This is a genomic window from Psychrobacter sp. 1Y4 (genome assembly GCF_051847555.1).
Window position 1 is genome coordinate 1 of the sequence record NZ_JBPYDE010000881.1, and the last position, 583, is coordinate 583.

Sequence of the window (583 nt, forward strand, 5' to 3'; positions counted from 1 at the left end):
AGTGGGTACGTTTGGTAAAGCGTTTGCTTCGGTTGGCGCTTATATAATATGTGATGAGGTGGTCAAATCATGGCTCATCAATCAGATGCGTCCGCTGATTTTTAGTACCGCATTGCCACCAATCAATCATGCATGGACACGGTTTATTTTGGCAAAAATGCCGCAGCTACAGACGCGGCGACAGCATTTGGCGCAGATTTCATTACAACTGAACCAAGCCATTAGCCCTGAATATCGTGTAGCATCAGCAGCAAAAGATCCTATTTACGAGTCACCCATTGTGCCTTATATTTTGGGTGACAACGCTCGTACGATGGCAAAAGCGAAACAGCTCCAAGCCGCTGGATTTTATGCCTTACCCATTAGGCCACCGACCGTCCCTGCCAATACATCACGTATTCGCTTGGTACTCAACGCAGCCATTACCCATGCTGAGTGCGAGCGCCTGATCATGCAATTATCTATATGACGACAGCAGTTTTTGATGCTCATTATAAACTTTTATGCGAAAGAACGATTATGGAACATCCTCTCACTACTTCCGAGCTAAGTGCCCGCAAGCAGACTATTGCGCGGCATTTTT

General features: G+C 46.3%; 1 protein-coding gene. It reads left to right on the plus strand.

Going from position 1 to position 583, the window contains the following annotated elements; all coding sequences use genetic code 11:
• A partial coding sequence (locus ACS8FC_RS19380; protein ID WP_439297989.1) for an aminotransferase class I/II-fold pyridoxal phosphate-dependent enzyme occupies positions 1-469 on the plus strand: 469 nt, incomplete at its 5' end.
• Between the last annotated feature and the right edge of the window lie 114 nt (positions 470-583).